This is a genomic window from Pseudomonas sp. GM78, from assembly GCF_000282475.1.
Taxonomy (GTDB): domain Bacteria; phylum Pseudomonadota; class Gammaproteobacteria; order Pseudomonadales; family Pseudomonadaceae; genus Aquipseudomonas.
Map to the genome: position 1 here is coordinate 1 of NZ_AKJF01000109.1, position 25,131 is coordinate 25,131.

20 protein-coding genes are annotated in these 25,131 nt (G+C 59.8%); 8 read left to right on the forward strand and 12 right to left on the reverse strand.

What is annotated here, in order from left to right:
* Together acnB and PMI35_RS13495 are read right to left on the reverse strand one after the other, a co-directional pair.
* The coding region (gene acnB, locus PMI35_RS13500; protein ID WP_008060908.1) for a bifunctional aconitate hydratase 2/2-methylisocitrate dehydratase at positions 1 to 2,410 on the reverse strand (2,410 nt) is incomplete at its 3' end.
* Between the two features lie 142 nt (positions 2,411 to 2,552).
* Complete coding sequence (locus tag PMI35_RS13495) at positions 2,553 to 3,128, reverse strand: DUF2889 domain-containing protein (RefSeq protein ID WP_008060909.1); 576 nt, start codon at positions 3,126 to 3,128, stop codon at positions 2,553 to 2,555.
* 172 nt (positions 3,129 to 3,300) lie between these two features.
* Between PMI35_RS13495 and PMI35_RS13490 the strand changes: the two genes are divergently transcribed.
* Both PMI35_RS13490 and PMI35_RS13485 read left to right on the forward strand, forming a co-directional pair.
* Positions 3,301 to 4,398, forward strand: coding sequence for a CaiB/BaiF CoA transferase family protein (locus tag PMI35_RS13490; RefSeq protein WP_008060910.1), 1,098 nt, complete (start codon positions 3,301 to 3,303; stop codon positions 4,396 to 4,398).
* Positions 4,389 to 5,288, forward strand: coding sequence for an MBL fold metallo-hydrolase (locus tag PMI35_RS13485; protein ID WP_050562624.1), 900 nt, complete (start codon positions 4,389 to 4,391; stop codon positions 5,286 to 5,288). Before PMI35_RS13490 ends, PMI35_RS13485 begins: the two co-directional genes overlap by 10 nt.
* A 61-nt stretch (positions 5,289 to 5,349) precedes the next feature.
* Here PMI35_RS13485 and PMI35_RS13480 read toward each other — a convergent pair whose 3' ends face one another.
* From PMI35_RS13480 to PMI35_RS13440, 9 genes are all read right to left on the reverse strand, one after another.
* Positions 5,350 to 6,498 carry an acyl-CoA dehydrogenase family protein gene (locus PMI35_RS13480; protein WP_008060912.1) on the reverse strand — a complete coding sequence of 383 codons (1,149 nt, stop codon included), beginning with the start codon at positions 6,496 to 6,498 and terminating at the stop codon, positions 5,350 to 5,352.
* 33 nt (positions 6,499 to 6,531) lie between these two features.
* Positions 6,532 to 7,347 carry an enoyl-CoA hydratase/isomerase family protein gene (locus PMI35_RS13475; RefSeq protein WP_008060913.1) on the reverse strand — a complete coding sequence of 272 codons (816 nt, stop codon included), beginning with the start codon at positions 7,345 to 7,347 and terminating at the stop codon, positions 6,532 to 6,534.
* Between the two features lie 108 nt (positions 7,348 to 7,455).
* Positions 7,456 to 8,895 (reverse strand): DUF1254 domain-containing protein, encoded by a 1,440-nt coding sequence (locus PMI35_RS13470; protein WP_008060914.1) that lies wholly within the window; start codon positions 8,893 to 8,895, stop codon positions 7,456 to 7,458.
* A gap of 68 nt (positions 8,896 to 8,963) precedes the next feature.
* Positions 8,964 to 10,532: a long-chain-fatty-acid--CoA ligase gene (locus PMI35_RS13465; protein ID WP_008060916.1), complete on the reverse strand. Its 1,569-nt coding sequence runs from the start codon at positions 10,530 to 10,532 to the stop codon at positions 8,964 to 8,966.
* Between the two features lie 104 nt (positions 10,533 to 10,636).
* A complete protein-coding gene (locus PMI35_RS13460) occupies positions 10,637 to 11,782 on the reverse strand; it encodes an acyl-CoA dehydrogenase family protein (protein WP_008060917.1) in 1,146 nt (381 codons plus the stop codon).
* A gap of 80 nt (positions 11,783 to 11,862) precedes the next feature.
* Positions 11,863 to 12,693 carry an SDR family NAD(P)-dependent oxidoreductase gene (locus tag PMI35_RS13455; protein WP_008060918.1) on the reverse strand — a complete coding sequence of 277 codons (831 nt, stop codon included), beginning with the start codon at positions 12,691 to 12,693 and terminating at the stop codon, positions 11,863 to 11,865.
* Between the two features lie 39 nt (positions 12,694 to 12,732).
* Positions 12,733 to 13,152: a MaoC family dehydratase gene (locus PMI35_RS13450; protein WP_008060919.1), complete on the reverse strand. Its 420-nt coding sequence runs from the start codon at positions 13,150 to 13,152 to the stop codon at positions 12,733 to 12,735.
* 10 nt (positions 13,153 to 13,162) lie between these two features.
* Positions 13,163 to 13,600, reverse strand: coding sequence for a MaoC family dehydratase N-terminal domain-containing protein (locus PMI35_RS13445; RefSeq protein WP_008060920.1), 438 nt, complete (start codon positions 13,598 to 13,600; stop codon positions 13,163 to 13,165).
* A 60-nt stretch (positions 13,601 to 13,660) separates the two neighbouring features.
* Positions 13,661 to 14,848 (reverse strand): lipid-transfer protein, encoded by a 1,188-nt coding sequence (locus PMI35_RS13440; RefSeq protein WP_008060921.1) that lies wholly within the window; start codon positions 14,846 to 14,848, stop codon positions 13,661 to 13,663.
* A 254-nt stretch (positions 14,849 to 15,102) separates the two neighbouring features.
* On the opposite strand from PMI35_RS13440, the gene PMI35_RS13435 reads away from it, so the two are divergent.
* The 3 genes from PMI35_RS13435 to PMI35_RS13425 are packed head-to-tail and all read left to right on the forward strand — an operon-like array spanning position 15,103 to position 17,484.
* Complete coding sequence (locus PMI35_RS13435) at positions 15,103 to 15,873, forward strand: SDR family NAD(P)-dependent oxidoreductase (protein WP_008060922.1); 771 nt, start codon at positions 15,103 to 15,105, stop codon at positions 15,871 to 15,873.
* A gap of 43 nt (positions 15,874 to 15,916) precedes the next feature.
* Positions 15,917 to 16,672: an SDR family NAD(P)-dependent oxidoreductase gene (locus PMI35_RS13430; protein ID WP_008060923.1), complete on the forward strand. Its 756-nt coding sequence runs from the start codon at positions 15,917 to 15,919 to the stop codon at positions 16,670 to 16,672.
* Positions 16,673 to 16,695: 23 nt separating this feature from the next.
* Positions 16,696 to 17,484, forward strand: a complete 789-nt coding sequence (locus PMI35_RS13425; protein ID WP_008060930.1) for an enoyl-CoA hydratase/isomerase family protein — start codon at positions 16,696 to 16,698, stop codon at positions 17,482 to 17,484.
* 268 nt (positions 17,485 to 17,752) lie between these two features.
* Here the strand turns inward: PMI35_RS13425 and PMI35_RS13420 are convergent, their stop codons facing one another.
* Complete coding sequence (locus PMI35_RS13420) at positions 17,753 to 20,455, reverse strand: LuxR C-terminal-related transcriptional regulator (RefSeq protein WP_008060932.1); 2,703 nt, start codon at positions 20,453 to 20,455, stop codon at positions 17,753 to 17,755.
* A 138-nt stretch (positions 20,456 to 20,593) separates the two neighbouring features.
* Between PMI35_RS13420 and PMI35_RS13415 the strand changes: the two genes are divergently transcribed.
* From PMI35_RS13415 to PMI35_RS13405, 3 genes are all read left to right on the forward strand, one after another.
* Positions 20,594 to 21,688, forward strand: coding sequence for an acyl-CoA dehydrogenase family protein (locus PMI35_RS13415; protein ID WP_008060934.1), 1,095 nt, complete (start codon positions 20,594 to 20,596; stop codon positions 21,686 to 21,688).
* 354 nt (positions 21,689 to 22,042) lie between these two features.
* Positions 22,043 to 23,710, forward strand: a complete 1,668-nt coding sequence (locus tag PMI35_RS13410; protein ID WP_008060935.1) for a DUF1302 domain-containing protein — start codon at positions 22,043 to 22,045, stop codon at positions 23,708 to 23,710.
* A 15-nt stretch (positions 23,711 to 23,725) separates the two neighbouring features.
* A complete protein-coding gene (locus PMI35_RS13405) occupies positions 23,726 to 25,069 on the forward strand; it encodes a DUF1329 domain-containing protein (RefSeq protein WP_008060937.1) in 1,344 nt (447 codons plus the stop codon).
* The last annotated feature ends 62 nt before the right edge of the window (positions 25,070 to 25,131 follow it).

Here is a 25,131-nt window from a genome sequence, read left to right on the forward strand (position 1 = left end):
AGACGTTCGCGCCGTCACCCAGGCGGTTCGGGAAATTACGGGTCGACGTCGACACCACGGTCGAGTTTGGCGCAACACGGGCCTGGTTGCCCATGCACAGCGAACACCCCGGCATTTCCAGGCGCGCACCGGCTCTGCCGTAAATGCCGTAGTAACCTTCTTCGGTCAGCTGGTGAGCGTCCATCTTGGTCGGCGGCGACAGCCACAGACGGGTTGGCAGCTGACCCTTGACCTGCTCCAGCAACTTGCCGGCAGCGCGGAAGTGACCGATGTTGGTCATGCACGAACCGATGAACACTTCGTCGATCTGCTGGCCTTGAACGGACGAAAGCAGACAGGCATCGTCCGGGTCGTTTGGCGCACACAAGACCGGTTGCGTGATTTCGTCGAGGTTGATTTCAAGGACTTCGGCGTATTCGGCATCCTTGTCCGCTTCCAGCAGCTCGGGGTTGGTCAGCCAGGCTTCCATTGCTTGAGCACGACGCTCCAGCGCACGCGCGTCGCCGTAGCCTTCACCGATCATCCAGCGCAGCAAGGTGATGTTCGACTTCAAGTAATCAGCGATCGACTCTTTGGAGAGCTTGATGGTGCAACCGGCAGCTGAACGCTCGGCCGAGGCGTCGGACAGTTCGAACGCCTGCTCGACAGTCAGGGTTTCCAGACCTTCGATTTCCAGGATTCGGCCGGAGAAGGCGTTTTTCTTGCCTTTCTTCTCGACAGTCAGCAGACCTTTCTGGATGGCGTAGTAAGGGATGGCGTGAACCAGGTCGCGCAGGGTGACGCCCGGTTGCAGCTTGCCCTTGAATCGCACAAGAATCGATTCGGGCATGTCCAGCGGCATGACACCGGTGGCAGCGGCGAACGCAACCAGACCGGAGCCGGCCGGGAACGAGATGCCGATCGGAAAACGGGTGTGCGAGTCACCACCGGTGCCGACGGTATCCGGCAAAACCATGCGATTGATCCAGCTGTGGATGATGCCGTCGCCAGCCTTGAGCGACACGCCGCCGCGATTGCGCATGAAGTCCGGCAGGGTGTGATGGGTCTTGACGTCCACGGGTTTTGGATAGGCCGCGGTGTGGCAGAACGACTGCATCACCAGGTCAGCAGAGAAACCCAGGCACGCCAGGTCTTTCAGTTCGTCACGGGTCATCGGACCGGTGGTGTCCTGGGAACCCACGGTGGTCATCTTCGGTTCGCAGTAGGTGCCCGGACGGATGCCGGTCACGCCGCAAGCCTTGCCGACCATTTTCTGCGCCAGGGTGTAGCCCTTGGTGCTTTCAGCCGGTGCTTCAGGCTTCTTGAACAGGTCCGCAGGTGGCAGACCCAGCTCGGCGCGCGCCTTCTCGGTCAGGCCACGGCCGATGATCAGCGGAATACGGCCGCCAGCGCGAACTTCGTCCAGCAGGACCGGCGTCTTCATTTCGAAGGTGGTCAGGACTTCGTCGGTGCCGTGCTTGCAGACTTTGCCGGCATGCGGGTACAGGTCGATCACGTCGCCCATGTGCATGTTGGATACGTCGAATTCGATTGGCAGTGCGCCGGCATCTTCCATGGTGTTGTAGAAGATCGGAGCGATCTTGCTGCCGAAGCAGAAACCGCCGGCACGCTTGTTCGGCACGTAAGGAACGTCGTCGCCGAAGAACCACAGGACCGAATTGGTCGCCGATTTACGCGAAGAACCGGTACCGACCACGTCACCGACGTAGGCGATCGGGAAGCCGGAATTGCGCATTTCTTCGATCTGCTTCATCGGGCCGGTGACGCCTTGTGCGTCAGGCACGATGCCGTCGCGCGCCATTTTCAGCATGGCCAGGGCGTGCAGCGGGATGTCCGGGCGGGACCAGGCGTCCGGAGCAGGGGACAGGTCGTCGGTGTTGGTTTCGCCAGTCACCTTGAACACGCGCAGGCTGATCTTGTCGGCCAGGGTCGGGCGCTTGACGAACCACTCGCCGTCAGCCCAGGACTGCAGCACGCCTTTGGCGTGAACATTGCCGTTCTTGGCTTTTTCAGCCACGTCGTGGAAGGCGTCGAACATCAGCAGGGTGTGCTTGAGTTCTTCGGCCGCTACTGGTGCCAGTTCGGCATCGTCCAGCAGGTTGACCAGGGTCACAATGTTGTAGCCGCCCTGCATGGTGCCGAGCAATTCAACAGCGCGCTTCTTGTCGATCAGGGGGGATTTGGCTTCGCCCTTGGCGATGGCAGACAGGAAACCGGCCTTTACATAGGCTGCTTCGTCCACTCCTGGCGGAACGCGATGGGTGATCAGGTCAACGAGGAAAGCTTCTTCTCCAGCCGGGGGATTTTTCAGCAGCTCGACCAGGTCGACGGTTTGATCAGTATTCAGCGCCAGCGGTGGAAGGCCTTCCTCGGCGCGTGCGTTTACGTGTCGAACATAGGTTTCGAGCATAGGGGTTCTCCTGTTGAGATGGAGGGCGCAAAGTCCGCTCTGGAATAAAAAAGTAGGAGCAGTATTTTCAGCCGAGGAGGGTGACCGCCCACACCGCTAGAAAATCCGACCTGCTCCTACGAAAACTGTAAATCACCGAGAATCAGCCAACCGGTGAAGAAAGTGTCTGCGGCCAGATCAGACGCACGGCCTCTCCCTCTGCGCGATAGGCATGGCAGGTACCAATGACCCAAGGCCTGGGCATCTGATATGCAGGGTCATCGTTGCACTTTTTCTTCTGGGCGTCCCGCTGCAGGAAAAAAGTGGTCTGGAAGGCCGTGGTCGCCATCGGACCCAAAAGTTCGGTCAGATGCGTGCAGCCCAGGCTGCCGCCCACCCGCTCCAACACACGTTTTTTGAAACCCGAGCCAATCTTCATGCCCACCAACTTGGCGTACACCGGGTTGATTTCGGCACAGTAGGGCGTAGGGCCAACGTCGGTATGGGCGGTGAGCGCGTGAATCACCAGGTCCAGGTCGATCGTCATGGTCAGACGCATCTGGTGGAAAGGCTCACCAGCCTGGACATATTTGAAAAACATGTCGGAGTCATCGACCTTGGTGTCCACTAACGTTCCCACGATGTCATACAGGCCATCACTGCGCTCATAACCGCTGCATACCACGTTGCGGGTATGCAGGAGCCTGCGTGTCGCGCGTTCGTTTATCTGCACTGTCATTACCGAAACCTTGTCATCGTTGTGAAAGCGCCAAACCGGCATTCGCGTTCAATTATTGGCTGTCGTCAGGATGAAAAAAACCACCTCTAGTGGGTTGGGGTCAGGATGCTCCATATCACTTAACCTGCGTTCCCAATGCCTGAATCACGCCAAAAACAAGAGGAGAGTTCTCATGCTGTCGGGTATCAAGGTGGTTGAAATCTGTGGGATCGGTCCCGGTCCTTTTTGTGCGATGCACCTGGCCGATCTCGGTGCGGACGTCATTGCGGTTGAGCGCGTCGATCAGGGTGGCGGTCGGACGAACCTCGTCAACCGCGGCAAGCGATCCGTTGCCGCCGACCTGAAGACGGTCGAAGGTCGAGAACTGGTGTTGAAGCTGATCGAAGACGCGGACGTATTGATTGAGGGCATGCGCCCGGGAGTTATGGAGCGTCTGGGCCTTGGACCTGACGTGTGCCGCGCGCGTAATCCGCGCCTGGTATTTGGCCGCATGACCGGCTGGGGTCAAGGTGGCCCGATGGCGCAGGCCGCGGGGCACGACAACAATTACATCTCGTTATCCGGCGCGCTGTACCACAACGGCACCGCTGCTGAGCCACCGAGTACGGCAATCACCCTGCTCGGCGACATCGGCGGTGGCGCGCTTTATCTGGCTGTCGGTCTGTTGGCCGGTGTGCTCAATGCACGGCAGACTGGACAGGGGACGGTCGTCGACGCGGCGATCCTCGATGGTTCCGCGCACATGATGCAGTTGATGCTGTCGACCCGTAATGCCGGCTTCTTCGGCGAAGGTTTCAATCGCGGCAACAACCTGCATGACAGCTCGCATTTCTACTCGACCTATCGCTGCGCTGATGATGAATTCATCACCCTGGGTTCGATTGAGCCGCAGTTCTATGCGTTGTTGCTGCAGAAACTGGGTTTGCAAGACGACCCGCGTTTCGCTCGCCAATGGGACGGCAAGCGCTGGGGCGAAATGCATCAACATTTCACCGAACTGTTTCAGACCCGCACCCGCGACCAATGGTGTGAATTACTGGAATACACCGACGTTTGCTTCTCGCCGGTATTGAGTCCGGATGAAGCTGCAAAACACCCCCATAACGTGGCCCGTCAAGTGTATTTCGTGCGGGACAATATGCTACAAACAGTGGCCGCGCCGCGCTTTGATGACCAGGTTGTAGTACCTGGTCCGATTCCGCGATTTGGTGAGCACACCGATCAGGTAGTGGCCGCGCTCGACGACGCTGCTACATCGGTATGGCGTTGAATCTTGCACAGAAGGGGAGTGTCGCTTTGCAGCGACAACTCTCCAGTATCAACGGCGCGCCGCGCACAATTGATGGTGGCGTATTGTTTGGCAATACGCCTCGTCGTTTGTGGTCTCAGTGGATGCAACCCGATCAGGACAACCTGGTCAAGTTGGCTTCGCGCGTCCTGCTGGTTCAAGAGCAAAAGCGAAATATCCTGGTCATGGCGGGTAGCGAATCTCTGCTGGCGCCACTGCCACGCACCTGCAACTGCCAGCCTAATGCTCCCAGCCTTTTGCATAATCTGGCCCGTCTGGGCTTGGGCGAAAACGATATCGATGTCGTGTTTTTGACCCATCTGCACACATGGCCTTCCCAGGACCTGTTGCGGGTTATCGAAGATGGTTTGGTGCAGCGCGTGCTGTTTCCTCGTGCCCATTACTTGACGGGCAAGAATCATTGGCGTCGGGCGCAACATCCTCACCCACATGACCGCAACCTATTCGTTCGCTGGATTGTGCGCCAACTGGAGCACAGCGGGCGCTTGAAGCTGCTTCAAGCAGGGACGAATGCGGAGCTCGGCGCTGGGTGGCACTTGCATGCGAGTGACGGATACACCCTCGGCCAATTACTGCCGGAGATCAGCATGCCGGGTGGGCCGGTGTTGTTCGCTGGCGACCTGATCCCCGCGATCCGCTGGCTGGATCTATCCCTCACCGGTGGTTACGACCGTAATCCGGAATGCCTGATCGGCGAGAAAGAGCGCTTGCTTGATCATGTGATCGACCGTGGCGGTCGCTTGTTTCTGGCTCGCGACCAACAGGCTGCAGCGGTCAGGATTTTTCGTGATCGCCAATCGCGCTATTCCCCGTATGACCAACAATCTGCGTTGAGCCGCGAAGAGGTTTGACCGTCGAGGCCATCGGGTCGAAATCGTTCGACCCGATGGCCTCTCTGGACCGGCGCATCGCTTACAGCGCGCGCGCAATAATCTCTTTCATGATTTCACTGGTGCCGGCATAGATCCGCTGGACGCGGGCGTCGGCATACATGCGGGCGATCGGGTACTCCATCATGTAGCCGTAACCGCCGAACAGTTGCAGGCACTCGTCGATGACCTTGCCTTGGGTTTCGGTCGTCCACAACTTGGCCTTCGAGGCGGCGACCGTGTCCATGGTGCCGTCGAGCATGCGCTGGATGCAGTTGTCGGTGAAAACCCGGGCGAGGGTGGCCTGGGTATCGGCTTCGGCCAGTTTGAAGCGGGTGTTCTGCAGGTCCAGCAAGGGTTTGCCAAACGCTTTGCGTTCACGCACGTATTCCACGGTCAGGCGCACCGCTCGCTCAATGGCCGCCGTGGAGCCAACTGCGCAACCGACGCGCTCATAGGCCAGGTCGGACATCAACTGGCGCATGCCCAAACCTTCTTCACCGCCGAGCAGGTTGGTCACGGGCACCCGTACACCGGCGAACGACAATTCGGCGGTATCGGCGTTGTGCTGGCCGAGTTTCTCCAGGCGTCGACCGACACTGAAGCCTGCCTTATCCCGGGTCTCGACAATGATCAGCGACATGCCTTTGCTACCTGCATTCGGATCGGTCTTGGTCACGACCACCACCAGGTCTGCCATCGAGCCATTGGAGATAAACGTTTTGGCACCGTCAATCACGTACTCGTTGCCTTCGCGTATGGCACGGGTGCGGATGCCCTGTAAGTCGGAACCGGCACCCGGTTCGGTCATGGCGATGGCACCGATCATCTCGCCCGAGGCCATTTTGGGCAGGTACAGGCGTTTCTGGTCTTCGGTGCCGTGATTGAGAATGTAGTGAGAGACGATGTGGTGCACCTGCACGCCAAAACCCCAGTCACCGACCGCTGCCTGCTCTTCGAAAAACACCGCCAGGTGTGCAAAGGTGCCGCCGCTGCCGCCGTATTCCTCAGGCATGTCCAGAGCCAGCAAGCCCAGTTCACCGGCCTTGTACCAGAGCTCGCGGTCGACGTGATGTTGCTTGTACCAGAGCTCTTGATGGGGCACCACTTCTTCGGCGAAGAAGCGCCGCACGTTGTCGCGGAACAATTGCAGTTCAGGGTTCATCCAGGGAGAGGTATAGGTATGGCTCATTTAAAGGTCACCTGAGTGTGTTGTGGGGAGGAGTTACCGGCGCTTGCTGGCCTGTTCTTCGCTGAATCTGGCGAAAACCGTCTGCATCTCTTCCGAGCGCGCCGCCAGCGCCTGGGTCCGGTTTTCAAGTTCGATGGCGGCGTGCAGGGAGGTTGCGTCGACGTTCGTCTGCAATCCCTGTTTGGTCAGGCGCATGGCAAACGCCGAGTTGCGGGCAATTTCCCGAGCCAGCTGATAAGCGCTGTCGATCAGTTCATCGGCCGTCATTACGTGGTTGACCAGGCCGATGCGCGCGGCCGCCTGCGCGTCGATGATGCGTCCGGTGAGCATGAGTTCACTGGCGGCCCCCAGGCCAACGATACGAGGCAGCAGCCACGACATGCCGACATCGCACGAAGACAGCCCGAGACGAGTGAATGCCACGCCCATACGTGCCTGCTCGTTGGCCAGGCGGATATCGGCCACCAGTGCCAGGGCGAGTCCGCCGCCGGTTGCCGCGCCATTCACCGCCGCAATCAGCGGCTTGGGCATCAAGCGCAAGGCAGCGATCGTGCTGCCGGCCAACTCCTGGATATGCATGTACTGCTCAATGCTCAAGCCCGAGAGTTGTCCGGCTACCTCCAGGTCCAGACCCGCGCAGAATCCGCGGCCTGCTCCGGTCAGAATCATTACGCGGACCTGTGGATCCGCCTCGGCAACCACAGCCAGGCGCTTGAGTTCGGTGAACATTTCCAGGTCGATGCTGTTCAGGCTATCCGGGCGGGCCAGGGTGACGAGGGCAACGCCATCCACGTCCGGGCCGGTTATCTGCAGGCGTGTGAATAGCGTCCGGGCGAGTGATTCGCTCATGGCAGGTGTCTCCAATGGGATGATCGGCAGCGCAAAAAAAAGCATCGGCGGCGATCGCACACCGATGCAAAAGGGAACTCAGTGGGTTGTCAGCCCTTTGCCCGAGGTTTAGTCAATTTTGTCCACATCATTGAGCACCCAGCTGCGGTCAATCATTGCCTGCTGGGGACCGTAGATGCGGAAGAGGGTGAAGAAACGCTGACCCGTCTGGGTGCTGATCCAGTTGTTCTCATGGCCGGGCGGGGCTTCAGGCGCGAAGTACAGGTCCACCGAGCCATCGACGTTGCGCTTGAGTTGCTGGTCGTAGGAGTCGAGACCGACCACTCGGGCCTGGCGGATGAACCCACCGGTGCTGACGTCATAGGCATCCACCGACCAGAAATCATTCGCGGGTACATCGGCCGGCACCCGCAGGCGGTAGCTGTGATTGCCGTCCAGTGGTTGCCCGGTCGATGTCGCGTAGGACTTCATATAGACCTGGACACCCGGTGGCACGATGGGCCCGAACATCGCGAACCAGGCGTAGGCACGCTCATCGAGCAGGACGCTCTGCCCGGGCTGGACGAAACTCAGCCTGGTACCCAGCGTGGTTTTCGGATCGGCCAATGACCGCCATTTACGTTGCTCCCCCCAGATCGGCACCCCCGACTGCTCGTAACCGCTCATGAGGTAAAACTGCGCCTGTTTTGCTTGCTGACTGAGCAGTTGGCGCCGTTGGCTATCGGGGTTGTAAGACAGCCCTTTGCCAATGTCCAGGGAACGCAACTGCCCCATGATCGCCAGGTCTCGCTCCTGAACTGGCTCTTCGGCGACCATTCTGGCAATGGCGTCATAGAAGCTGTCGTCAAATTTGGCGATGCCTTCATAAACCTTGTCCGCCATGTCGATGTAGCGATTCGCCGGTTCATTCCCGGCGCTCGCCAATGGGTAGACTTTCAAGTTCTTGAGGTAGTCCACACCTTCAGCCAGGTCCTGTTTATCGGTGGTTTTGGTGATCACCCGAAGCAGGCTGTAGTTGTTGAAGGTATTGCTTTGCACAGGGATGTAGCCTGCGGGGACTTGCCCCTGGTAGCCCGGTGGCAGCATCAGGTATTTGCCGCCTTTTCCCTGGTCCTGGCCCTTGTTGCCAACATTCAGCAGGGGCGTCGTCCAGGCGTCGATTAATGTCCCGTACAGCCCCGCCTGACGGGTGGCCGGGATGTCTACGACCACCGGCCCGTCCTTGAGGTTGACAAAGAACATCACGTACAGCGTGGAATGGTTGGGCGTGGTGGTCTGGTTGCGCCAATCCGAAGGACGGGACCAGAACATGATGTCGTTGTACTGTGCACCGGCATCGCGGAAATAGGCCTGGCGCATGGCATCGAAATTCACCAGTGGCATGCCCCAGACCGCTGCTTCAAAGGCCCGCCCTGCAACGAACTGTGCCTCCAGTTGCTGCTTGTCGGAGGCTGGTGCCGTCTGCAATACGGCGATCAACAAGGCGCTCAACAACACCGCGGCACACAGCTTCACTTTGTTTGTTTCAGGCGTGTTTATTCTTGTCATGATTGGCATCGACCCAAAGATGATTGCATCTGCGATGAGCTGCCCCTTGGCGCGCCAGGGGCAGGGGATCAGGCGATGTTGCGCTTGCGGTCGCCCCAGAAAGGTTTGCGCAATTCGGTCTTGAGCACTTTGCCCACGCTGGACAGCGGCAGGGCATCACGGAACTCGACGCTGCGCGGGCATTTGTAGCCGGCGATGCGTTCGCGACAGTGGGCGATGATGTCTTCGCCGGTGGCAGCTTCACCTGGTTTGAGCACGATCACTGCATGCACCGTTTCGCCCCATTTGGAGCAGGGGATACCGATGGCGGCGATCTGCGCGACAGCGGGATGGCTGGCGATGGCGGTTTCGACTTCGGCCGAATAGATGTTTTCACCGCCGCTGACAATCATGTCCTTCAGGCGATCGCACACGTAGATGAAGCCGTCTTCGTCCATGTAGCCACCGTCGCCGGTGTGCATCCAGCCGTTGCGCAGCGCTTCAGCGGTCTCTTGCGGCTTGTTCAGGTAGCCGAGCATGACGTTCGGACCGCGCACGATGATTTCCCCCACGGTGCCGCGTGGAACCTCGTTGTCATGGACATCGACAATACGCACTTCGACGCAAATGGCAGGGCGACCTGCGGAGTACATCTTGCCGCTGTCGTGATGCGCTTGGCAGTGATACTCGGCCGAAAGGGAAGTGGCCATGGGCGCCAGTTCGGTCATGCCGTAACCCTGGAAGAAGCCGGCGGCGGGGAATGCCTCCCGGGCTCGATCAAGCAGGACAGGGGTAATGGGCGATGCGCCATAACCGATGGCCGTCAGCGAGCCGAGCTCAAGGCTCGCCAACTGCGGATGTTTGTCCCGGCAATCCAGAAGCATCTGGATCATGGTCGGGGCCAACAGGATTTCGCTGATGCGCTCCTGTTCGATGGTTTCCAGCACCGTTTGCGGAATGAAGGAGGGCAGGACGACGTGAGTGCCACCGCTGAAGAACAACGCCGTCATCGCGGCGAAGTCCGCAAGGTGAAACATGGGCATGACATGCAGGAACACCGCATCGGCGCCATAGGTCCCCATGTTCAAGGTGGCCATTGCGGAAAATGCAACGTTGCTGTGGCTAAGCATCACGCCCTTGGGAAATCCTGTCGTGCCGCCGGTATAGAAAATACCCAGCAGTTCATCACCGCAGCGCCGCGCATCTTCGATCGGATGGGCGGCTTCCAGCAGCGCCTCGTAGTTGAGCATCCCGCTCGGTGTCTCGCCCTCTCCAGCGTAAATCACCGTGCGGATGGTTTTGGCCTCGGCTGCGATTCTGCTGCCCAACGCCTTGAACGTATCGTCGACGATCAGCACCGTGGTCTCGGAATCGTCCAGCGAATAGATGATTTCTGCCGCGCTCCAGCGAATGTTCACCGGGTTGAGTACGGCATCGGCCCATGGCACACCCAGGTAGTACTCGATGTAGCGCTGTGAATTGAGCGATAGCATGGCAACGCGATCGCCGAGGTTCACACCCAGTCCTTGGAGGACGCACGCCAGGCGCGCAACGCGGTCGCCCAGTTGGGCGTAAGTGATGCTGCGACCCTCAAACCGTACGGCGGTCGCGTCCGGCCTGGCTTGCAGATGCCGATGCAATCCTTGAGTGATGTACATGGGGAGACTCCAGAATTTTGTTTTTATCGTTGGTCGTGTAGCCATGTCCGGTTCGGCGCGGCTACAGGCAGCCGCGCACGTACCGGCAAAAAATCTTCAGTGCTTCAGAGCGAACGCCCTACCAGCTCCCGCTGGATTTCGTTGGCGCCACCGTAGATACGCGCTACCCGGGCATCGGCCCACATGCGGGCAATCGGGTATTCGTTCATGTAGCCATAGCCGCCGAAGAACTGCAGGCAACGGTCCAGGACCTCACTGTTACGCTCGGTCAACCAGAATTTGCCCATGGACGCGGTGGCGGAATCGAGCTTGCCGTCGACCCATTGCTGGATCAGATAGTCGCAGAAGGTCCGCGAGGCCAGTACCGTGGCTTTGACGTCCGCGAGCGTGAAGCGGGTATTCTGGTAGTCCAGAACGGTCTTGCCGAACACGGTACGTTCCTTGGTGTATTCCAGGGTCAGCGCTAGGGCCCGTTCCATCTGTGCCGCCGCACAAATCGCGATTTGCGCGCGTTCGTAAGGCAGTTGCTTCATCAGTGTATAGAAACCCTTGCCTTCGACGCCGCCAAGTAGACATTCGGCTGATACCTCGACATCGTCGAAGAACATTTCCGAGGTGTCGGAGGACTGCAGGCCGACCTTGTCCAGGCACTTGCCGCGACGAAAACCCGGCAGTCTGGTATCGACCAGAAAGATCGAGATGCCCTTGGAACCGGCACTCAGGTCGGTTTTCGCCACCACGGCGACCATGTCGCTGAGCTGGCCGTTGGTGATGAAGGTCTTGACGCCGTTGATGATGTACTTGTCGCCTTGTTTGACCGCGCGCGTGCGAACCGCCTGCAAGTCGGAACCGGTGCCGGGTTCAGTCATGGCAACGGAGCAGATCACTTCACCCGAGGCGATTTTCGGCAACCAGTGCAGCTTCTGCTCTTCGGTGCCGTCATCGAGGATGTAGTGACCGACGATATGGTTGATGCCCAGGGAAATCCCGCTGACACCGGCGTAATTCAGCTCGTTGACCACGGCCGCGACGTGGGCGGCCGTGCCACCGGCACCACCGTATTCAACGGGCACGTCCGGCAGGATCATGCCCATTTCACCGCAGGCCAGCCATGACTCGCGGTCTGACTGATGCTGCTCGCGCCACTTTTCTTCGCGCGGGGCCAGGCTCTGGGTTACAAAGCGACGAATGCTGTCGGCGAAGGGTTGTACGTCTTCGTCCATCCACGGCGAACGATAATTTTCCAGCATGGCGTGTACCTCGGGTTCATCGAATGTTCAGGGTCCGTTCGCCCCCGCACCGGAGCAGGGGCGAACGGGAAACGGTGAGCTTAGAGGCTGCCCATGCCGCCGCCGCAGACCAGGGTCTGGCCGGAGACGTAGTTGGCTTCCGGCAGGCACAGCATCACTACCGAACCTGCGGCTTCGTCCGCGGTACCCGGTCGGCCCAGCGGGATGTTCTGGCTGGCGCCATCAATCATCGCCTGTTGCACGCCGACCTTGATTTCGCGCCCTTCGATGTTCACGGTCTTGCTCTCGGTACCGGCCAGCGCCTGGGTCAGGCGGGTATCGATAAAACCGAACGCCACGGAGTTGACGCAAACCTTCATACGACCCCACTCGCGGGCCAGGGTCTTGGTCATGCCGAGGATGCCGGCCTTGGCCGAGGAGTAGTTGGTCTGACCGGCGTTACCACCTGCGGCCACCGAGGAAATGTTGATAACCTTGCGGAACACTTCCTTGCCTTCGGCGGCTTCTTTCTTGGCCTGGGCACTGATGACTGGCTGGGCGGCACGCAGGATGCGGAAAGGTGCGGTCAAGTGGCAATCGAGGATGGCGTACCACTGCTCGTCGGTCATCTTCTGGATCACGTTGTCCCAGGTGTAACCGGCGTTGTTGATGATGATGTCGATGGCACCGTAGTTCTGAACGGCGGTTTGTACAAAACGATCGGCAAAATCGGCTGCGGTCACGCTCCCCACACACGCCACAGCTTCACCGCCGGCGTTGCGGATTTCTGCAACCACTTCCTCGGCTGGAGCGGCGTCGAGGTCATTGACCACCACGCGAGCGCCGTAGGCGGCCAGTTGCAGGGCGACGCTACGACCGATACCACGACCGGAACCGGTGACCAGGGCGACTTTACCTTCGAGCTTTTTCATTGTGCTTGACCTTCTATTGTTGTTGGTTGGAGGAGGGGATCAGTTCAGCGCGACGATGGCTTCGCCGACGAGTTTGTCTTCGCCGTATTGGTTGGCGCAGCGGATCGACAGGCGAACGCGTTTCTCGCCATCAGCTTCGAATTTCTCGACCACCTGGCCGGTGCAGGCCGGCACGTGGCCCAACTGAGTAATGCCGGTGAAACGGATCGACAGCTTGCGCACCTGCTGCTGCGGCACCCATTGGGTCAGGAGCCGGCCCAGGTAGGCGGCGGACAACATGCCGTGGGCGAACACATCGGGCATGCGCGCCTTGCGGGCGAAGTCGAGGTCGATGTGGATCGGGTTATGGTCGCCGGAAGCGCCGCAGTACAGCGCCAGCGTGGTGCGGTTGACCGGCTGCAGCTTGAGCAGCGGGATTTCATCGCCAACCTGAATATCGGAGTATTGAACGGTAGTCATCGACGGTTCCTTAACGCTGTACCAGAGAGCAACGGAGATCGGCGATGTGCTCGCCATCCTGGTTGGTGACGCGGACTTCGTTGACCACGAATTGCAGACGGCCGCCCGCTTTTTCGTAGACATCGACAATCTTGCTGTCGAAGGTCAACACGTCGCCTGCAACCGCTGGCTTGTGGTATTCGAACGACTGCTCGGCGTGGAGGATGCGGCCCAGGTCGAATTCATAGATCCGCAGTTGCGCTTCGATATCGCGGCCTTCGCCACTGAGGCACACCAGGAAGGTCGGCGGTACCGGCAGCGATTTGTAGCCGGCTGCCTTGGCGGCGGCTTCATCGGTGTACACCGGGTCGGTTTCGCCAATGGCCTTGGCGAAGAAACGCAGGCGGCCTTTTTCGACTTCGGCGGTGGTTACGCCGAGCGAACGACCGATCAGACTCTTGTCTGCCATCTCAGTTGATTCCTATCAGTAGTCGGGAAAACGCGCCGGAAACCCGACGCGCTTCATTTATCAGCCGCGGCCGAACAGGGTGACGATGCAGGCGCCGCCCAGGCCGAGGTTGTGTTGCAGGGCGAGGTTCACGCCCTCGACCTGGCGCGCTTCGGCGGTGCCGCGCAGCTGATGAGTCAGCTCGTAGCACTGCGCCAGGCCGGTTGCGCCCAGTGGGTGGCCCTTGGAAAGCAGACCGCCGGACGGGTTGGTGACGACCTGTCCGCCGTAGGTGTTGTTGCCATCGAGGATGAATTGCTCGGCTTCGCCGACCGGGCACAGGCCCAGGGATTCGTAGGTGAGCAATTCGTTGTGGGCAAAGCAGTCGTGCATTTCCGCCACACGGATGTCCCGTGGATCGACGCCGGCCTTTTCATAGACTTCTTTGGCCGCGCGCTGGGCCATGTCGAAACCGACCATCTGGATCATCGACGGCGGATCGAAAGCGACCGGCTTATCGGTGGTCAGCGATTGGGCCAGGATGACCACGTCAGTGCGCAGGCCATGTTTTTTCGCAAAGGCTTCGGTGCAGACGATTGCGGCAGCGGCGCCGCAAGTAGGTGGGCATGCCATGAGGCGAGTCATCACCCCTGGCCAGATCACCTGATCGTTCATCACGTCTTCGGTGGTTACGACCTTGCGGAACATCGCCAACGGGTTGTTCGCGGCGTGACGGCTGGCCTTGGCGCGAATGGCGGCGAAGGTGCTCATCTGCGTGCCGTACTTTTCCATGTGCTCGCGGCCCGCGCCGCCGAACATTTTCAAGGCCATCGGCAGTTCCGCCGCATCGGAGGCCAACTGGTCGACGATGGCGATGCTCTTGCCCATCGGGCCGGGGCGATCGTCCCAATGGCTCTTGAGCGCACCGGCCTGCATCTGTTCGAAGCCCATGGCCAATGCGCATTCCACCGCACCGCTTTCCACCGCCTGGCGTGCCAGGAACAACGCGCTGGAGCCAGTCGAACAGTTGTTGTTGACGTTGATCACCGGGATGCCGCTCATGCCGACGTCATACAACGCCGCCTGGCCACAGGTGGAATCGCCGTACACATAGCCCACGTAAGCCTGCTGGATCAGCCCGTAGTCCAGGCCGGCATCCTTGAGCGCCAGGCGCACCGCTTGCGAGCCCATTTCAATATAAGTCCCGCTGGTGCCCGGCTTGACGAAGGGAATCATGCCGACGCCGGCCACGTAGATTTTCTGCGACATCTCAAACTCCATGCTCAATTGATGATGCTTCGCCACGAACACTTGGCGAGGCGTCAGCGGCAGTGGATGCCGCCACACTTCAAATGTGACTGAACACGTCAGGGGCGTAACCCGGTCAGGATGGGTGGGGCGAGAGGGCGGGGAGCGCAGGTGGTGCCAATACGTAGTGGGTGGTTAGGTGGGCGAACGCCTTGTAATAACCTTTTTGCCGAGTGTCTGCGTGTACGGCGGGCGCATTCTTTATCGGAGCATCCATGACTCTTCTTCAAAGCACGCTTCTTCAAGACAAGGTCGCGATCATCACCGGCGGCGCCTCCGGCATCGGTCGCGTCACAGCTGAGCTGTTTGTGAAAGAGGGCGCCCGCGTGGTGATCGCCGACATGGCCAGGAAGGAAGGCAATGAACTGGTCGAACAGATCAAGGGGCAAGGTGGCGAGGCATTCTTTCAATACCTCGACGTGTGCAACGAACGCGATTGTGCGGCCTTGATCGACACCACGCTGCAGCGCTATGGGCAACTGGACATTGCCTTCAACAACGCCGGCATCTTTGCCACGCCGGCACTCACAGAGGATCAGGGACTGGGTCTCTGGCGGCGCGTCCTCGACGTCAACCTCACCGGGGTCTTCAACTGCATGGTCCATGAGCTACGCGCCATGAAGGGCCGTGGCGGCTCGATCATCAACACCGCGTCGATCGCCGGCCTCTCCGGCACACCGGGCAGTTCGGCTTATTGCGCCTCTAAGCATGGCGTGATCGGTCTGACCAAAAGTGCTGCGCTCGAATACGGCAAACAAGGGATCCGCATCAACGCCCTTTGCCCGGGCCTGGTGGTGACGCCCATGACCCAGGGCCCGGAAAGCAGCTTCAGCAACAGGATGATCGACATGGCCGTCAACAATGCCGCACTGCGTCGACAGGCCGAGCCTGAAGAACTGGCGCAGATGGCGCTGTGGCTCGCGTCGGACAAATCCTCCTACGTCACCGGTGCGCAGTTCGTCGTCGATGGCGGCGCCACCGCGTAAAGCAAATGGTTTCCCAACAAAAACAATTCGGAAGGAGCTTTAGATGAGCCTTTTGCAAGGCAAGGTCGCCATTGTCACCGGTGGTGCATCGGGTATCGGCAAAGCCACGGCGTTGAGGTTTGCCGATGAGGGTGCCCAGGTCATGGTCGCCGACACTAATGAGGCCTCGGGCCAGGCGGTGGTCAAGCTGATCACCCAGACGGGCGGACAGGCGTACTTCCAGCAGGTCGATGTACGCAGCGATGCGCAGTGCGCGCTTCTGGTCACTGCAACCCTGGCCCGTTTCGGCCAGCTCGATATCGCCTTCAACAACGCCGGCATCAGCGGCACCCCTGCATTGACGGAAGAGCAGGGCCTGGAGCAATGGCGGCTGGTGCTGGACGTGAATCTGACCGGGGTCTTCAACTGCATGGTGCATCAGTTGCGTGCGATGAAGGCCAAGGGTGGATCGATCATCAATACCGCCTCGATCATGGGCCTGCAGGGGACGCCGGGGGCTGCCGCCTACAGCGCTTCCAAGCACGGCGTGATCGGCCTGACCCGCAGTGCTGCGATGGAATATGGCAAGTACGGCATCCGCATCAACGCGCTATGCCCAGGCTATGTCACGACGCCAATGACCGTCGGCCCTGAAAGCGAATTCAACGGCAAAGTGCTCGAGCACGCCGTTAAGACCACGGCCTTGCGCCGTCTTGGCGAGCCACAGGAACAGGCCGAAATGGTGTTGTGGCTGGCTTCGGACGAGGCCTCCTATGTCACCGGTGCGCATTTTGTCGTCGATGGCGGCGCCACTGCTTAATTCCCATGCCTGACGGAGGTTTCATGCACTACGCACATTACAAATTCATCGCATTTGAACTGGACACTGGCGTGTTGACCATGCGTCTGAACCGGCCCGAGGCGATGAACGCCATCAACGCCGGCCTGCACGAAGAGTTGTCCCGGGTGTTTGCCGAGATCGCCAGCGACCGCGAGGTGCATGCCGTGGTCCTGACCGGCGAAGGACGCGGTTTCTGTGGCGGCGGCGACCTGAGCTGGTTCCGCGACATCACCCCCGAAGGGGTCGACAAGTTGTTCCGTGAAGCACGCAAGCTGATCATCGACCTGCTGGAACTGCCGCAGCCGATCATTGCCGCCATCAACGGTCCTGCGGCCGGGCTGGGTGCGACCCTTGCGTTGTTTTGCGACATCATCTATGCCGCCGAGTCAGCCAAAATCGCCGATCCGCATGTACGTATCGGTGTGGCCGCGGGGGATGGCGGTGCTGCGATCTGGCCGTGGCTGGTTGGTCCGGCACGGGCCAAGCAGTACCTGTTCACCGGTGACAGCCTGACGGCCACCGAAGCCGAGCGCATTGGTCTGATCAACGAGGTAGTGCCTGGCGATGCTATGCTGGAACGCGCCACGGCCATGGCCCGTCGCATGGCCGACGGTCCGCGCCTGGCCATCGCTGCCAGCAAGGCGTCGGTCAACAAGATCCTGCGCGATACGGTGAACCTGGTGCTGGACACCTCGCTGGCGCTGGAGAAGGAAAACTTCTACAGCGTCGATCACAAGGAAGCGATCAAGGCCTTCCTGGATAAACGTCCGCCGGTTTACCAGGGGCGCTGAGGTCATGCCCCGGTGGGGCTTGCCTTTCCACTGTGGGAGCGGGCTTGCCCGCGAAAGCAATGTGTCAGTCACCGATGATGCTGAATCTGCCGACGCCATCGCGGGCAAGCTCGCTCCCACAGGTTTGGGTTTGGCCGCGATTTTTGTGTTTGGCACAAATTCACTGTGGGAGCCAGCCTGCTGGCGAAAGCGGTGTGTCAGTCACCGATGATGTTGAATGTGCTGACGCCATCGCTGGCAGGCCAGCTCCCACAAGGTATTTCCTGCGTTATGAGGTTTCGGGTTTGTTAGAGCGCTTGCGGGCGATGATGATCGCTTCGTACCGGCTGGATACGCCGAACTTCATGAAGATATTGCGCAGGTTCCACTTGACCGTCTGATCGCTGATATTGAGCGTTCGGGCGATGCGTTTGTTGGGCATCGATTGCTCAAGCAAGGCGAGGATGTCTTCTTCTCGTTTGGTCAACGCGACCCCATCGGCGACAATGGTACCTGGCGCACCCGGACCCTCACAATCCGCAGATGTAAACTCCGTTTCCTGCACCTGAGCACAAAGCTGCTTCTGATAGGCTTCGATGGCTTTGCTTTCGAATGTTTCGAGCTTCGCCAGCGCCAGGCACAGCACCTCACCTTCGTCCAGGAACGTGCGCACCAGACCGAGACGGTAGCCCAGCGTCAGTGCTTCCTTAAGGCAGGACTGCGCTTGCGCTTCATCGTCAAGATCAATCAGCACCAATGCCTTGAGCAGGTGGGCCTTGACCAGCAGTTGACCGCGTCCCAGCAATTGCCCAACGCTGAATACCTCATCGAGCGCCTCAAGCGCCTGCTCGGGCAGGTGGCTGGCGCGTGTCATCCTTGCACGAGACATTGCCGCGATGGCACATATCTCTCGATCGCGAGCCTTTTCTCCCGAGTGCTGATCAGCGAGCTCATCGAGCTCCGCTTGCAGCATTTGCCCATGGCGCCAGTCACCCCGTTGCCAATCGTCGTTCATCAGTTCGATGCGAATCTGCTCCGCCAACATCAAGGCAATGCCACGATCGAGTTTGCGTGTGCGGAAGTGTTCGGCGCGCTTGCCCAGATAGTCCATGGCGGCGCGGGGTGTTTCCTGCAGCAACTGCAAGCGGGCGTAGATCACGGCGGCGCTGTAAGTGCATGCCGGTACGGAAAAGCTCAGGACGTCCAGTCGGTTGGCCAATGTTTCACGGGCATCATCAATGCGATCTTGCTCATATCGAACTTCTGCCATGAGCGCGGCACAGGTGCAGGCACTGATCGAGCGTCGGCCATAGGCGACTTCAGCTTGGGCGAGGAGGGGCGCCGCGTAGCGCTCGGTTTCCAGCACATTGCCTTCGAGCAACGTGGCGACGGCCATGGAACTGCGGGCGATCCACAGCGGTTCTTCAGTGCCGGTGAAATTGATCGACCTGTAGGTGGCGCGGGCCAGGGCATAGTTGCCGACCATGGCCTGGTTACCGATGATTAGGCCCAGGCGAAAGTGTTCCAGCAGCGGATTGCGCAAGGGCGAATCCATGATGGGCGCAATAGCTTGCAGGCTGCGCTCGGAATCGTCCTGCTGACCGGCGATCATGCCCTTCACCAGACAAATCTGCGCGGCGTACCGTTCCCCGCACGATGCTTCGAGCAGTTCGAGCCAGCGCACACTTTGATCGATACGAGCGGTCAATGCATAACCCCAGACACCGAACATCACCAGGCGCGGGTGGCGCATGAGCAAATCCTGCGGAACCTTTTCGATCCAGCGCAGGAATGTGCCGAGGTGGCTGATATTGCTCAACGGATGCAGAGAATGCTCCAACAACTGCACGACGGCGTCGAAATCCTCGCTGAGCAGGGCATGGCGCAGAGCCTCCATGACCAGCTCCTGATCACCGAACCACTGCGCCGCACGATGATGAAGCTTGCGCACATCGGTGCCACTTTGCAGGAGTTGCTGGTTGAGGAACTCTGCGAACATGGGGTGCAGGCGGTACCACTGGTATCGATCCTCCATGTCTACGGGGAGCAAGAACAGGTTCAGCGACTCAATCGTTGAAATCAGCTGCGCCGCGTCAGGGCACTCGGTCAGATGGGCGGCCAACTCGGCATTAAAGCGCCGCAGGATGGAGACCTTTTGCAGGAAGTCGATCAGGCCTTCGGGCAAGTTGGCGATGACGTCCTCTGACAGATAGGCGCTCAGGTCGGCGCTGTTGGGTGCCAGTGCACTCAATCCCGTGCGTTTGCGCGGTGCGGACTTGAGCGAGATCGATACCAGCTGCAAGCCGATCGGCCAGCCATCGGTCTGGGCATGGATGGCATGGGCGGCGTCGAGGTCGATTTCTGCATCGAGGTGTGTCTTGAGAAAGGCCAAGGACTCCCTGAAGTTGAATGACAGTTCGTTGCCGCCGATTTCACACAATTGCCCCATGGCCCTCAGCCGGCCGAGCAGCAGGGCAGGAGCAACCCGCGAAGCAATGATGAAATGCAGGTGGGTCGGCGCACTGTCGATCAGTGTTTGCATGAGCTGGTTGATACGCGGATCAGCGACATGATGAAAGTCGTCGATGATCAGGTACAGCTCGGTGTTTAACCTGGCCAGGGAGTTTATCAGTGCCGAGCCGATGGCCAGCAGGCCCTCGCTGCCACCGCTGTCGCCCAACAGCAACAGATCGTCCTCGAGCGGCAGCCCTACCTGCTGGAGGGCGCCGACCAGGCTGGCGGAAAACAGCGTGAAGGCACCGTCGTCGGGCGTCAGAGACAACCAGCAGACAATCGCGCCTTTCTTGATCAAATCCAGGCGCCACTGCGCCAGCAAGGTGGTTTTGCCGAATCCGGCACTGCCGCAAATGATCGAAACCTTGCTGTTAAGGCTCTGGTGACGATGTGTGCCAAGGTCTTCGCGCACCACGTTTTGGGCGGAGAGCCGCGGCGGGGCGAACTTTGTAGTAACCAGCAGAGAAGTCGACTTCATCTATTCAAGTATTCATTTGTTCTTGTTATCGGCAAGTATGGGGCACTGCCCCCCACCTTTCCCACCCCATTACGGGCGGGTTTTTTTAGCTGTTATATCGGTTACTTTTGAGCTTTCATCGATGCTCAAGAGCCCAAGTTGAAGATCCCACAACTCACCGACATTCAGCGACTGTCAATCGACAGCATGCGCACTTTTGTTCAGCAGGACGTCAAGCCGAACGAATCACTGCTTCGTTTTGGCACGCCTTCGCGCGAGCAGGTTCTGGAGCTGACCCAGGCGGTCGCCGAATTCGGACTGCCGGGGCTGGCCGTGCCCAAGGCGCTCGGCGGCTCGGGAATGGACTGGGTGATTCAGGCCAGGTTGTTCGAGGAACTGGTCAAAGGTAGTGTCGAACTGGCTACCGTGGTCCTGGTGAACATGGTTGCGGTGGAGCTGTTGCTGAGTCAGCCGGCGCTGTGCGGTCAGTATTTGCCAGATCTGCTTGCAGGTCGCAGCATCGCCGGCCTCGGCTCTATCCTGTCCGACAGCGGGCATGGCAAGACTCTGCAAGCACAACGCAAGGGCGGGCATCTGCTGCTCAACGGCAATATCGAAGCAGTGACCAATGGCCAATGGGCTGACTTCCTGTTCAGCGCCGTCGCGCTGGACAAGCACGAATCCTGCTTTGTCTTGCTGGACAGGCGCCGTGATCGTTATGAAACCCGCCATGTTTCCCGGGATAACGATGTGGTCAACGCGCGGGTTCAGGTGACCGGTACCCATCTGTCCGAGGATTTCCGTCTCGGGGAGGCCGGGGCCGGTTCGCAGTTGTCCCGCAGGTTGCTCGACTTTCTCAGGCTCCACGAGGGCATTGCCCGGGTCGCCCAAGGGCAGGCCATTCTGGACGCCGCACTGGCTGGACAGGCAAACCCGGTAACGGCGGCCAAACCCACCGCCGGTGAACAATTGATCAGCCTGCATCTGGCTGAAATGATCACCCAGTTGGAGTCAGCCCGTTTGATGTGTCATCACGGACTGGTCCTGGCCCAGGAGGGGCAAGACTGCGAAATGGAATCGAGCATGGCCAGGTTTCTGGCCCAGGGTGCGGTGGAGCGGGTCGAACGGCATGCCGCGTGGGTGCATGGCGGTGAAGGCGAGCGACGCCAAACGAGCCCCTTGCAGTTGCGTCCGCTGGCGTCCGACAGAGCCAGCGTGGATGTTCGCTCGATCGTAAGTCATTGGGTCCATTGAAACCTGCCTCGTAATACCGGTTTCTGATCTGTAGGAGCCGGCTTGCTGGAGATTTGGACGATGGTGTGCCAGACATGCGGCCATCCTTGCCAGCCAGCTTCCATCATCATTGCGCTCAATTCAAAAACTCGTGTCGTTCAGCCGGCTCCCGTAGCGGCAGGACGCTTTGTGCTGCCTGCCGGTTTTGCATGGGTTGGGTGTCACACCACCCATTTCTGGCTGGGCCCCACCTGCCGCTAGTGGGTGGTTTCAGCGCTGCCCCAAGCCCTTAGGCTGGGTTCAAGGGGATTGTCCCCTTGGCAAGGCCATTCCACACAACGAATAAGAAAGTGCACTGCACAACATGGAGGGGTAATGAAGTCTGCTCACCTTTGGGTACGAGAAGGCCAATTCCAGAAGGCTGTCCTCGGTATCGCTGTCACCGCCATTTCCTCGGGCATGCTGCAGAACGCCAGTGCGATTTCCATCGATACCGGCAACCCGGATATACAAGTGCGTTGGGATAACACCATCCGCTACAACCTCGGTTATCGGGTGGAATCCCAGGACGACACCATCATTGGCAACCCGAATTTCGATGACGGTGATCGCAATTTTGACAAAGGTCTGGTCAGCAATCGCCTGGACCTGTTGAGCGAAGCGGATATCGTCTTCAATCAGCGCTACGGTGCGCGCGTCAGCGCTGCAGCATGGTATGACCAAGCCTACGAGAACCTGGACAACGATAGCCTGGCGACCTCCAACCACATGACGTCCAACGGCCAGCCGGCGCTGGGCCTGAGTCGCTACGCAGATCGTTACTACCACGGTCCGTCGGGAGAAATCCTCGACGCCTTCGTGTTCGGCCAGTTCGATGTCAGCGACGTGCAGCTCAACGGCAAGCTGGGTCAACATTCCCTGGCCTGGGGTGAAGCACTGCTGACAGGCGGGGCGATCCATGGCGTGTCCTATAGCCAGAACTCGCTGGACCTGGGCAAGGCGCAAGCATCACCGGGTATCGAGGCCAAGGAGTTGTATCGCCCGCAACCGCAGATTTCGATGCAGGCGCAGTTGACTCCGGAATTCTCGCTGGCCGCACAGTACTTTTTTGACTGGGAACGCATGCAAATCCCGGAGGCCGGTACTTATTTCGGTGGTCAGGACATCGTCAACGAAGGCGCCGAAAGCCTGGTCGCCCGGACAGGTGTGCCGGGTGTGCGGCTGCTTCGTGGACCGGACATCATCAAGGAAGAGCATGGCGACTACGGCCTGGCCGCACGCTGGCGCCCCACGTGGCTGGACGGCACCCTGGGTTTCTACTACCGAAGTTTCACCGACAAATTGCCCCAGGTTTATCAGCAGGCCTCCACCCGCCGGTTCGGCCTGGCGTATGGCGACGATATCGATATGTATGGCCTGAGCCTGTCCACCGTGGTGGGTGGCCTGAGCATCGGTGCCGATCTCAACTATCGCAAGAACATGCCGTTGGTCAGCGGCGTAGCGGCACTGCCGGGCGGGGCCTTGCCTGACGATACGCCAGGTGCGCGGGGCAATACCGTGCACGGCCTGGTCAACGCCGTCGGCACCTTGTCGAACACGCCGTTGTTCGACTCCGCTTCCTACGCCGGCGAACTGACCTGGAACACCTGGACGTCGGTCACCGAGCACAAGGACCTGTTCAAAGGCAACGACGCCTACCACGCCGTCGACAAGCCAGACAAAAACGCCATCGCCATGGGACTGAACTTCACGCCGACCTGGTACCAGGTGTTCCCCGGCGGCGACCTTTCGCTGCCACTGAGCTATTCCCAGGGACTGCGTGGCAACTCGGTGGTGACTTTGGGCGGCAACGAAGGCACCGGCAGCTATTCGGTGGGCCTGGGCCTGGACTACCTCTCACAGTACCGGTTCGATCTGAAATACGTCGACTTCTTCGGCGACGTCGACAAGGACGCCAACAACGTGGTGTCCGTGGCCAATGGCACTTCGGCGATCCTCAAGGACCGCGGGCTCATCACTTTCACCTTCAAGACCACCATTTGAAGCGAGATCAATGACATGAACACATCACATAAAGTGCTCGTTGCCAGCCTGCTGTCGCTGGTCGGTAGTGTCGCCCTGGCGGCGCCCGACTACAGCCAGCTGGGCAAGAGCCTGACCGCCGTGGGCGCGCAACAAAGTGGAAATGCGGATGGCAGCATCCCGGCATACACCGGCGGCCTGACCAGCGCGCCTGCGGGCTTCGACAAAAACAGCTTCGTTCGCCCGGACCCCTTCGCCAACGAAAAGCCGCTGTTTTCGATCGATCAGAAGAACGTCAGCCAGTACGCCGACAAGCTCACGGCAGGCACGGTGGCCCTGATCAAGCGCTACCCGAGCTTCAGAATCGATATCTACCCGACTCACCGCACCGCAACGTCACCTCAGTGGGTGCTGGACAACACGATCAAGAACGCGGGGAAGGCGACGCTGGAGGCTGACGGAACGTCGGTGGCCGGAGTCCACGCGAGTATCCCGTTCCCGATTCCACAAAACGGCAACGAAGCCATGTGGAACCTGTTGATGCGATACAACGGCGACACGATGGACTTCCGCAATTTCAAGGCCTTCAACGTCAATTCCTCAGGCCAGATGAGCATGTCCACCCAAGGGCGGTTCCTGGTCGAGTCGGAGTATTACAACCCGGCCAAGGTTGACAGCAGTTTCCTGCAGCGTACCCGGCTGGATTACACCGGGCCGGCTCGCCGTGCAGGGGAGGTCGCCATGGTGCTCGAACCGGCCATGTACACCAAAACCGACCGCCGCGCCTTTCAGTACCTGCCCGGGCAGCGCAGAGTGAAGCTGGCTCCGGACCTTGCCTACGACACACCCAACACCTCCACGTCGGGCATGTCGACCATGGACGATGTCGGCCTGTTCAACGGCAAGCAGGATCGCTTCGACTTCAAGCTGGTGGGCAAGAAGGAAGTGTACGTGCCTTATAACGATTACCGCCTGGTGTATGCCGACAACCCGCAGGCGATATTCACGCCCAACCATATCAATCCTGACTATGTGCGCTGGGAGTTGCACCGGGTCTGGGTGGTCGAGGCGACACTCAAGCCGGGTGCACGACACATCTATAAAAAGCGTGAGTTCTATCTCGACGAAGACAGTTGGGCACCGTTGGCAGTGGACCAATACGATGCCCGCGACAGCCTGTGGCGTGTGGGTTTCAACTATCCGACCCAGAGCTACGATGCCTCGACGTTTTCCAGTTTCACCGTCGGGCACTATGACTTGATCGGCGGCAACTACTACATCCACCTCTGGCCGGGCACGCCTGGTTTGCGTATCGCTTCCGAACACCAGCCTGACAACTACTGGTCGCCTGACTCCATGGCCGGCAGCGGCATTCGCTAAGTCAACTGACTGCTGGACCGCGCGCAACCCCCAGGTGGCGCGCGGTCTGCCGATTTTTCCGA